Below are 9,973 nucleotides of genomic sequence, written 5' to 3'. Positions count from 1 at the left end.
CAGGTGCCGTGGACGCGGTCTATATCCTGAAGGCCGTGACCCGGCGGATCTGAGGGGGCACGGCCTTCGGATTGGTGGATTTGCCCCGGTCTTACCAGCCGGTGACGACGGCGCCCTTGAACTTCTCGGTCACGAACTGCTTGACCTCGGGCGAGTGGTAGGATTCGACAAGCTGCTTGACCCAGGGCTTGTCCTTGTCCACCTCGCGCACCGCAATCACGTTGGTATAGGGCGATTCGGCGCTTTCGCGGGCGATGGCGTCGGTCAGCGGGTTGAGCCCCGCCTCGATCGCGTAGTTGGTGTTGACCGCCGCCGCATCCACGTCGCCGAGCGAGCGGGGAAGCTGTGCCGCGTCCAGCTCGACGATACGGAGCTTCTTGGGGTTCTCGGTGATGTCGATCGGGGTCGCCTTCAGCCCGGCTTCCGGGCTCAGCTTGATCAGGCCTTGGTCCTGAAGCAGGAGAAGCGCCCGGCCGCCGTTGGTCGGGTCGTTCGGAACAGCGATCGAGGCGCCGTTCGATAGTTCGGAAAGGTTCTTCACCTTCTTCGAGTAGATCCCCATCGGGAAGACAACGGTCTTGCCGACCGACACCAGCTTGAGGCCGCGATCCTGGACCTGATTGTCCAGATAGGGCTGGTGCTGGAAGGAGTTCGCTTCGATCTCGCCGGACGCCAATGCTGCGTTCGGGATCACGTAGTCGGTGAACTCGATGATCTTGATGTCGAGGCCCTGCTTGGCGGCGATCGGCTTCACGGCATCGAGGATCTGGGCGTGCGGACCGGCCGAAACGCCGATCCGGATGGTCTCGGCGGAGGCTGCACCGGCCAGGGCGATCACGGCGACGCCGACCAGGGCGGCGCCGACGCGGCCTGCAAGGGTCTTGGCGGACAGGATATTCATGATGGTTGGTCTTCTCTCAAGACAGTGTTGCTATCGGTATCGTGCGCGAAGGGGATCAGGAGGCGCAGGATCAGGAGGCGCAGGATCAGGAGGCGATGGAGCGCTTGTTGACCCGGCGGGCGATCCACTCGCCCAGGCTCTGGACAAGCTGGACCAGGACGATCAGCACCAGAACGACGGCGGCCATGACTTCGGGCAGGAAGCGCTGGTAGCCGTAGCGGATCCCAAGGTCGCCCAAGCCCCCGCCGCCGACGGCGCCGACCATGGCCGAATAGCCGATCAGGCTGACGGCGGCGAGCGTCAGGCCCAGGACGATGGCGGGCAGCGCTTCCGGCAGCAGGATCTTGGTGATGATCTGCATCGGCGTGGCGCCCATCGTATGGGCGGCCTCGATCAGGCCGTGGTCGACTTCCCGGATGGCGCCCTCCACCAGACGGGCGATGAACGGGACGGCGGCGACCGTCAGCGGCACGATGGCCGCCGTGGTGCCGATCGACGTCCCGGCGATCAGCCGCGTGAAGGGGATGATCGCGACCACCAGGATGATGAACGGGGTGGAGCGGGTAGCGTTGACGAGCAAGCCGGCGACCCGGTTGAACGTCAGGTTCTGGAGCAACTCGCCCCGGCCGCTGGTCGCCAGCAGGACGCCGAGCGGCAGGCCCATCAGCGTCCCCAGCAGCCCGGCCAGACCGACCATATAGAGCGTTTCGATGGTTGCGTTAACCAACAGCTCGAAGATTTGCTGGGACATGGCCGAGCACCTCTACTGACAGATTATTGACGTTGATGAATGCGATGGCCGCCTGGACGGCCTCGGCGCTGCCGACGGCTTCGACCACCAGCGTCCCGAACGGAGCGCCCTGGATGTGGTCGATCCTGCCGTGCAGGATGTTGAGGTCCAGCCCGAAGCGCCGGGTCAACTGGCTGATGATGGGCGTGTTGGCGAGCGCGCCCTTGAAGGTGATGCGCAGAACAGGATTGCCGCCGGCCAGCGGCTCCGCCGACAGCCGCTCGACCAGGGTATCCGGCAGTTCGGCGCCGACGACGGAAGACACGAAGCTCCGCGTGGTCGGATGCTTGGGCGCCGTGAAGACGTCGAACACGTCGCCCTGCTCGATGACGCGGCCTGCTTCCATCACGGCCACGCGGTGGCAGATCTCCTTGATGACGGCCATCTCGTGGGTGATCAGGACGATGGTCAGGCCGAGCTTGGCGTTGATGTCGGCCAGCAGGCGCAGGATCGATGTCGTCGTTTCCGGATCGAGGGCGGAGGTCGCTTCGTCGCACAGCAGGACCTTCGGCTCGCTGGACAGCGCGCGGGCGATGCCGACGCGCTGCTTCTGCCCGCCGCTGAGTTCGGCCGGATAGCGGTCGCGCTTGTCGTTGAGGCCGACGAGGTCCAGCAGGGATTCGACCTTGGCCCTGATCTCGGACCGTTTCAAGCCGGCGAGTTCCAGCGGCAGCGCCACGTTGTCGTAGACGGTGCGGGAGGACAGCAGGTTGAAGTGCTGGAAGATCATGCCGATGCCGCGCCGGGCGGCGCGCAATCCGGCGGCGTCCAGCGCGCCCATATCGACGCCGTCGACGGTGATGCGCCCGGATGTGGGCCGTTCCAGCATGTTCACGACACGGATCAGCGTGCTTTTGCCCGCCCCGCTGCGGCCGATGATCCCGAAGATCTCTCCGCGTCCGATGTTAAGGTCGATCCCGTCGAGCGCCTTTACCGCCGCTCCGCCACCGCGTCCGGGAAACTCCTTTTCGACGCCGTGAAATTCGATCATCGCCACATACCCTCGACTAAACAAAAATCCGCCAACAGCAGCATCGCCGGGCGGATTGCCACGCTCTTTAGCTGCATTTATAAAGCGCCCGCAAGCCGGTGCTCAAATCGGCGCTGTGAATTGCTATATAATCACACGCTGCACCGCGTCAATTGGATTTTCCCAGCGGTCAGCCCTGTAGTTTATGCAAACCGGCGCAAAACGCGGAAGGGTAAAGCCCGCGCTTGCAGCGCCGTATTTTTGTGGCTATGTTCCGCGCACCTCAAGGCTGGGGCGTCGCCAAGCGGTAAGGCAGCGGTTTTTGGTACCGCCATGCGGAGGTTCGAATCCTCCCGCCCCAACCAACTTAATCCCATCGGATAAAAACTAGTCTTTTCAATGGGTTGCTGAGTGACCCTAGAGGCGGTGTGTCACACGCTTTGTGTCACCTCACGCCCCCAGTCACCCGCCTCAGGTCCGACAAAAAAGAACCCGCCTTGACCCTCAGGAACCTCTGGGAAATGTGACAGGCTATGGGGGTTCCTGCGAACTGGTAAGGAGCGAACCATTGGCTATCGTAAGGTTACAGCCTTAACCCTTCAGGCCCAGGGAACCCGATTAAACCTGAGGGTGTGAGCCAACTCACTGCGCCTGCTACCAGGATGGCGGATCATGCAACATCACAGGCAGCCTTTGCCTGACCGGAGGTAGCCATGAGCCAGGATTGTAAGCTTGAACGCGCGGCCATTTCAACCTGTACGCTCCTACAGGAGCTTCATCGTGTCCTAGCTGACCCCAATGATCCCGATGAGGTCACCCGTGGCATCATCCTGGGAACCGCCATGTTCTGCGATGAAACGGTGGGACCATTCCGCGCCAAGAGGTTGATGCAGGCGGCTCCGGATGTGGTTCTTCGGGAGGATGTTTATGTGACCGATGATATGGCACCTCTCTCCTCTCCGGTGCTTGAGGCCTTCGGCAAACATCTTTTGGAATTGGCAACTCAGCGGAGAAGCACTATGGGTGAACTCCAAGCTACTGCCGTCTGAGGGGCACCAGCCCGCTATGAACTCCAAAGGCCTTAGGGGAACATAATGGGTTATGCGGTGGATCTAGGTGGGAGTAGACGGCTTAGGGGTTAGCATTGGGCCCTCGCTTCCTAGGCTGGGTAGAGTATCGACGAGATGTGGGCAGCCCCAGTCTCTTTAACTGGGATTTGATGGCCTTTTTGCTCCGCCCCATCATTCGGGCTATGGCTACTTGGCTATGGCCCAATCTCTGTAAATCCTTCAGCCGTTCCTTCTCTGCTGTTGTCCATAGCCTTCGGGCGCTCTCCAAGTCCGTAGCAGCGTCTTCATGGGCCTGCTCATCGACACCAGTAGGCATCTCGTCCGTAGCAACAGGACCGTCCGTAGGGGCACCCGCCTCCTGAGGACGCCCATCGTCATCAATGCATGTCCGCCTTTCGGACTTTATCGTCAAAGTGATTTCTGTGGTGTCGGTTTCGATGATGGTTATCATGGTCGTCTCCATAGATCTGCCGGTATAAAGGACCAGCCATCCTTAGGGAGTCAATAGAAAATCTCAAGAAAACGGATGATATGGGTGCGAGGATTTGGGATTATGATGTAAGGAACTCTTTATGTAGAATGTCCACGTCTGAGTTTTATTGGCTTCTTGTGGAGGTTTTAGCGTTGGTGTCTAGTTCGGAGGTCCTCATGGGTCCTCTACAGCAACCAAACAGCCTCAACAGGAGATCCCAATGAACGCACTGACCACCTACACCTTCCCTCAGACCCAGACCACAATCCGCATGGTTACCATTGATGGCGGCCTCTGGTTCGTGGCTGCTGACGTGTGCCGCGTCTTTGGACGCTCCTATGACGTTTCCATGGCAATCAGCAAGCTAGGTGTAGGCGAGAAACAGACCCGGAAGCTTAGTGAGTTTGGGGCCATATCCGATATGGAGGCAAAAGGTCCCGGAGGCTTCAGGGCCAATACCGCTATGATCCTTATTTCGGAGTCTGGTCTTTACAAACTGGTCATGCGGTCCAACAAGCCCCTAGCTAGGCCCTTTCAGGACTGGGTGACCAAGGACGTGCTGCCCATAATCCGCAAGGACGGGATGTATGTCATGGGTGAGGAGAAGGTAGCCACTGGCGAGATGAATGAGGAAGAGTTGATCCTGAAGGCCTACGGGCTCCTCCAGGCCAAGGTGGAACGCCTCAAGGCTGGAAAGGAGGCCGCTGAGGCCAAGGCCCTGGAGGCCAAGACTGAGGAACTGGTGGAAGAGAACCAGACTATATGTATTAATACAATTTAGACCTTCGACAGCGAGCCCCTAGTAACAAAGTAGGTCTACTGTTCATACTCGTTCGGAAGGCCGCTCCTCATGTCCCTTACGGCGACACCCACACCCGACAGGAAACCCAATGGCAACTCTCGTATTCTGATATGTGAGGACAGCCACTTGATTGCCGTAGGGTGGGCAGCGATCTTGGACAAAGCTGGATATAGCGTAGTCGGTCCCGCTTATAGTGCCGAGGAGGCGCTTGAGATGGCTTATCAGAACCTTCCGGATTTGGCTCTTATTGATATTCACTTAGGCGAAACCATCGACGGTATTTCGGTCGCCACAGAATTAGCGCCTCTTGGTGTGTTGATCATTTTCGTTACCGCTTATCATAAGAGGGCAGTCACAGAAGGGCGTGAACTTGCCACTGACATTTTGATCAAGCCTGTATTGGAGAGTACCATCCTCACCGCTGTTACCGTTGCCCTTCAGCAAAGGCAAGAAACTGGCGCAGGTAGGAGCGGTCTGTCTGAGTGATTCACCCGGCATCCTGGACACTGACCGTGCAGAACGCCTCTGGTTGCCACATGTCCCTGATTCGTTCCAATCCTTTGGACGCCTAAGGACCTCAGGAACATTCTCGAAACAACCCTAGCCCACACCACCCAAAGTTCCCTTTCTGATCAAGGTCATGATTGTCGCTGATCTCCCTTGTCATCCCCAAGGAACCCTGCAGCCTCCTGAGAACGCATCAGGAACATTCCAAGGCATCCATGGGCTTCAAGCGTACTGACCGACTCAGCGACCTCATCAAGCTGAAGGCCCTCATTCTGGTGACCTGTGGCCCCTGTGGTCACCAAGGCCGGTTCAGCCCAGCGGATACCCTCAAGTTCATGGGAGGGGACATGGCGGTGAGCGCCTTGCAGTTTCGTTGCGGTCAGTGTGGCTCTAGGGATGTGGTGGTGTCGGCTGACCCTGAGAGCCTTTTGGGTGTTCGGGAACCGCGTGGAAAGCCGAAGCCGCTTTAGGTTCAAGCGGCGGCACTTCTTCCCATCAAGTCCGATGAACTCACCAAGCTTCGAGGCCTCATAGCCCATTACAACGCTGAGGGTCCTGAGGCTGAGGTGGCTGAAAGGAAACTGGAGAAGGTAGCCACTGAGAAGCGTATGACGATCCCATTAGCGTCTCGGCATGATTTAAAGTAAATATCATCGGTCATTTATCACACCCAGCACCTACTGGTCAGTCGCTTATGATCTTTGTTGACTAAGGCTCCTCAAGCGTAAAGGCTGTTAACAACTCAGTAACTTTTTTAGGCACTGCCAGTCTCATCATGTTCACCTATCGAACGAGCGTTCTTACCGACTTGTGGGAGCAAATGGATATACCATGTGGTCCAGAAGAGACGCTTTGGTCTCCCCAAGCAAAAAAGCTGTGCGAATGGTGGTGGCGCGAACATCAAGGGCAAATACCTTTAAAATCATGCTTTGATATTCTTGAGCATTTTGACGCCACACCAGACATTTTTCTAGTTGACGTTCAGAGCGATGGAAATTTCGTTACTCGGATTGTTGGTGAGAACGCGCGTGCCTCTGTTGAGGCGGGTCGTGTCGGAAGTATCATCCGCCATGATGATGAACGTGATCATATCAAAGTATTACACATGCACTATAGCCTTGTCGTTCAGCAAAAGATCCCATTTAAATGTGAAGGCAGAGCATTATACCATAAGAGTCATCAAGTTATGTTTGAAGGATTGGATTGCCCATTATCTCTTGATGGCCAGACAGTATCGCACATCATAGGTATCCTCACTTTACGAGGGCTAAATGAAGGTCTTGGAAAGTCTCCATCAACCCCATGAGGACTTTTGGCAAGCTGTTGAACCAACGTAGAGCTACGTGTTAGCCGCAGGCGGACAGCAGAGATCTTCTAGCCACCTGCTTGCGCTGAACGGCATCGGCAACCGAGTGCAGAACTGTAGTCTCCGAAACCGGCTTGATAAGGATATCGGCAGCGAACTCCCGCCCCTCCACAGCCGCCCTCTGGTAATCAGCGGTGATGAAGATGACTGATGTGCCCAAGGGGGCCAGCTCGGCGGCTACGGAAATCCCGTCGATGGGTCCTCCCAGTCCGATATCGATCAGCGCCACATCGGGTAGGTGCCCGTAGGCTGTCTCTAGCGCCTTCTCACCGCTATAGGCGGGGCCTACCACCGTATAGCCTGCGTCGGTCAGGATTGTCGCCCATCCCATGGCAATCAAATGATTGTCTTCGCATATCAGAATGCGGGCATCAGCGAAGGCTTCTCCTCTGGAAGCGTGGTTTACGTCAACAAACATCGGGCGCGACCTTGAGAACGGGGAGAGAACACTGCGTCTGAGCAGGTTAAGAAATTGTTACGCGGTAAGTTATATAGGGGGTGGTTAGCCTGTGCTTTTGAGTAGATGACCTACTGACCCTCGAAAAATCCCCCACCATGAACCTGAGGGAAAACCTCGGGAACACAGCAGGGGTGCAATCGGTCTGTGGTGAATGGTTTTCTATGCGGTGGCGGCACAGGGAACGTCAGCCCAGCATTTGCCGGACTTGATGGTGCTGATGATGCCGGTGGAGACGCCAAACTCAGCGGCCAGCGCCTTCACTCCTCCGGTAACTCCTGCCAACAATCGCGCCTTGATCTGACCAACAGCCTCCACGGTCAGCTTCACGTTCGCTCTGTTCCGCGCCTGAGTTGCCTTTGACGCCCAACGGACGTTACCAGGATAATAGCCTTCGTCGTTGTGGATACGGTCAAGGCTACACCCCTCAGGGCGCTCCCCAACGTCCTGGAAGAAATTGGGGAAGCCGTCTTCAGGATGGGTCCAACGCGGACACACCCGGATGCCCTTGGCTCCGTAATCGATGAAGCTCCTGGATGCTGGGTTCGTGCATCGGTCAATCATCTGGTACCACGACTGGTAAAGGGGGTTCTGGGTATGGCCGTGAGTCTTGAGGGCACAGCGCTGGCAGCCCTTAGACTTGCCGTTCCGCAAGTTAGCCGCGAACACCTCCTTCTCATTCCCACAGGCGCAGCGGCAATGCCATTTTGCCTGCCCTGAGCGATTGCTTGGAGCCCTACTGAAAACCGTCCACTTACCGAAAGTACACCCAGTTAAATCTTGAAATTTTGCCATACTACATATTCCTTATGTGTAAAATGGACACAGCAATGGCTTCCGAGGGGTGTTCTCGGGGGCTCATCGCCGTGCCTGTGATTGATTGGAGGGGAATGGCTCGCTCGGGCACCTGATGGCCCGGAGGGAGAAAATGTTACTCGTGAGTTATATTGGGGACCTAGGGCGTTGGACTACGCGGCTTGTCCAGAGATCACCAGCGCATTCCTTGTATTTCTGGCCTTGATAACTCCCACTCTTGTGTATCCCGCGATACCAGCTATCTCCTCATCAGGTAGGTAGCCGTGGTTTTCCAAGAGGTGTCTTAGCTTCTCCTTCTTGGCCCCCAGCGCCTCTACTGCATCCTTGATGCCCTGGTAATCCAGAGTCCATAGGATCTTCTCCAAGGCATCCTCATAGAACACGGGGAACATTGCGGACCTATTGAAGCCCTCAAGGTGACCTATCCGGTTCGAGGGGGTGACGTTGTGGCCACGTTCAGCGTGGAATGCTGTGTCTGACACCAAGTACCGGGACTGTTGACCGCCACAGGGGCGAAGCTCAAGGTAGCCATGGTGCTCCAAAAGAGAGACTAAGGTGGCCTTGTTCATCTGGAGATCATTAGCTATTTGAGAGATGGTCTTGCCGTTCTTGTTCCGAACCAAGATAGGAGCCTTGATACGGTCGTTCGGAGCCTTGCGGACTGCCATCGTACTGTTAATGTCCAGGCGATTTTCCCGGATCTCCTCGTAAGCTTTTCTGACTTCCTCAGGGTCTTCTCGGAACAGGCGATCCTGAAGGTATTCAAGGTCATGACCATCAACGATAGCGGTAGCGATGGCAAGTCGTAGGGTCTTAAGTTCCATTGTTTCAATCCTCTAATGATCGGCATTGTTCATGATTAGGTCATCGTAGGCGGCCATAACGGCCTCAGGCGCTACGTCACGGAGCTTCTTTATGATGGCAACCAAGGTCACCTTAGAGCCTATCAGCCGCTTGACCTGAGTACGGACAGAAGTGTCCAGGACGTAGGCAGCATCGTTGAATAAAGCGGGCATGAGTTTTCATTGTCTCTCGCCTGTTAGGGCTAAAGAGTGCTTCTGTTAAGAGGGTTGGGCGGAAAAAGTATACTTGTAAGTTATATAGGGTGAATAGGGACCCTAGAGCTTCGGAACCAACGGATCAGTGAGGTCAGTTGATCTGAGAAAAGTATACTTGTAAGTTATATAAGGGCTAAGGGCCTGACCCCTGAGAACTGGAGAGCAGTAGGGACTTAAGGTCACCAACTACAACTATATCCGGACACAGTTAAGGAGCCTTGAAGGGCACCTAGGAAACAACCACCACCGTCTCCATCCCTGAGCAACCCGAGGGCTACGCCCCTCAGGACACCAGACAGACCTCAGGCCACAGCCTTGGTTCGGACAAAGATGGTAATAATTGATTGGTCCGTTCAGGTGAACCTTAAGTCACCTTCCCGTCAGTATCAGTGCAGCGTCAATCTTCCCTGAAAGCCTGCCAATCAGGAACGCTATGGCATCCTGAGGTGCCATGTTCGGAGGTAGAGATAAGATGGATTTGATCTCAGCGGCCTTTAGTTTACCTCTAGCATTCTGCTTCTGTTCTTCCATGTCTGTGTCCTCCGGAGCCCTTATTGGCTACGTGATGGTTGGAACCAAAGACCTCGCCGCTGATGGAGGCCCGATTAAGTCTTCTCCAGGCTGACCTGAAGCACCCTCGGGAGTCCGATGGTGGCAAGAGGTCCAGCAAGGTCTTCACGTCAGGCTGAAGGCGCTGGAGGATTGCCTTCACCTGTTCGATATCATTCTCAGTCATTGCTTTGTCCGTACTTAGGGGTCCTGGA

11 protein-coding genes, 1 tRNA gene and 1 riboswitch are annotated in these 9,973 nt (G+C 56.4%); of the genes, 5 read left to right on the top strand and 7 right to left on the bottom strand.

The genetic code is table 11. The annotated features are described in order from the left end of the window. Positions 1 to 91: 91 nt before the first annotated feature. From AC5JJ6_RS26705 to AC5JJ6_RS26695, 3 genes are all read right to left on the bottom strand, one after another. On the bottom strand, positions 92 to 901 hold the full coding sequence (locus AC5JJ6_RS26705) for a MetQ/NlpA family ABC transporter substrate-binding protein (RefSeq protein WP_496044982.1): 810 nt from the start codon (positions 899 to 901) through the stop codon (positions 92 to 94). Positions 902 to 986: 85 nt separating this feature from the next. Then, entirely contained in the window at positions 987 to 1,652 is a 666-nt protein-coding gene (locus AC5JJ6_RS26700) for a methionine ABC transporter permease (RefSeq protein ID WP_496044981.1), read from the bottom strand. Then, complete coding sequence (locus AC5JJ6_RS26695) at positions 1,621 to 2,682, bottom strand: methionine ABC transporter ATP-binding protein (protein ID WP_496044980.1); 1,062 nt, start codon at positions 2,680 to 2,682, stop codon at positions 1,621 to 1,623. The genes AC5JJ6_RS26700 and AC5JJ6_RS26695 overlap by 32 nt, the downstream gene beginning before the upstream one ends. 48 nt (positions 2,683 to 2,730) lie before the next feature. Then, a riboswitch (SAM riboswitch) is annotated at positions 2,731 to 2,806 on the bottom strand. A gap of 145 nt (positions 2,807 to 2,951) precedes the next feature. Here AC5JJ6_RS26695 and AC5JJ6_RS26690 point away from each other — a divergent pair. The 5 genes from AC5JJ6_RS26690 to AC5JJ6_RS26670 all read left to right on the top strand — a co-directional run bounded on the left by AC5JJ6_RS26690 (position 2,952) and on the right by AC5JJ6_RS26670 (position 6,818). Beyond that, positions 2,952 to 3,026 (top strand) — tRNA-Gln (locus tag AC5JJ6_RS26690). A 348-nt stretch (positions 3,027 to 3,374) separates the two neighbouring features. After that, positions 3,375 to 3,710 (top strand): hypothetical protein, encoded by a 336-nt coding sequence (locus AC5JJ6_RS26685; protein ID WP_496044979.1) that lies wholly within the window; start codon positions 3,375 to 3,377, stop codon positions 3,708 to 3,710. A 713-nt stretch (positions 3,711 to 4,423) separates the two neighbouring features. After that, complete coding sequence (locus tag AC5JJ6_RS26680; RefSeq protein WP_496044978.1) at positions 4,424 to 4,984, top strand: BRO-N domain-containing protein; 561 nt, start codon at positions 4,424 to 4,426, stop codon at positions 4,982 to 4,984. A 69-nt stretch (positions 4,985 to 5,053) separates the two neighbouring features. After that, positions 5,054 to 5,491: a response regulator gene (locus tag AC5JJ6_RS26675; RefSeq protein ID WP_496044977.1), complete on the top strand. Its 438-nt coding sequence runs from the start codon at positions 5,054 to 5,056 to the stop codon at positions 5,489 to 5,491. Positions 5,492 to 6,287: 796 nt separating this feature from the next. Continuing rightward, positions 6,288 to 6,818 (top strand): PAS domain-containing protein, encoded by a 531-nt coding sequence (locus AC5JJ6_RS26670; protein ID WP_496044976.1) that lies wholly within the window; start codon positions 6,288 to 6,290, stop codon positions 6,816 to 6,818. 40 nt (positions 6,819 to 6,858) lie between these two features. Here the strand turns inward: AC5JJ6_RS26670 and AC5JJ6_RS26665 are convergent, their stop codons facing one another. From AC5JJ6_RS26665 to AC5JJ6_RS26650, 4 genes are all read right to left on the bottom strand, one after another. Next, on the bottom strand, positions 6,859 to 7,296 hold the full coding sequence (locus AC5JJ6_RS26665) for a response regulator (protein ID WP_496044975.1): 438 nt from the start codon (positions 7,294 to 7,296) through the stop codon (positions 6,859 to 6,861). A gap of 201 nt (positions 7,297 to 7,497) precedes the next feature. Beyond that, positions 7,498 to 7,665, bottom strand: coding sequence for a hypothetical protein (locus AC5JJ6_RS26660; protein ID WP_496044974.1), 168 nt, complete (start codon positions 7,663 to 7,665; stop codon positions 7,498 to 7,500). A 638-nt stretch (positions 7,666 to 8,303) separates the two neighbouring features. After that, entirely contained in the window at positions 8,304 to 8,975 is a 672-nt protein-coding gene (locus AC5JJ6_RS26655; protein ID WP_496044973.1) for a hypothetical protein, read from the bottom strand. A gap of 603 nt (positions 8,976 to 9,578) precedes the next feature. Continuing rightward, positions 9,579 to 9,740 (bottom strand): hypothetical protein, encoded by a 162-nt coding sequence (locus AC5JJ6_RS26650; protein ID WP_496044972.1) that lies wholly within the window; start codon positions 9,738 to 9,740, stop codon positions 9,579 to 9,581. Between the last annotated feature and the right edge of the window lie 233 nt (positions 9,741 to 9,973).

It is taken from the genome of Skermanella sp. (genome assembly GCF_059503625.1).
The sequence above is the reverse complement of the archived record's forward strand: the minus strand, read 5'-3'. Positions and strand labels throughout refer to the sequence as shown.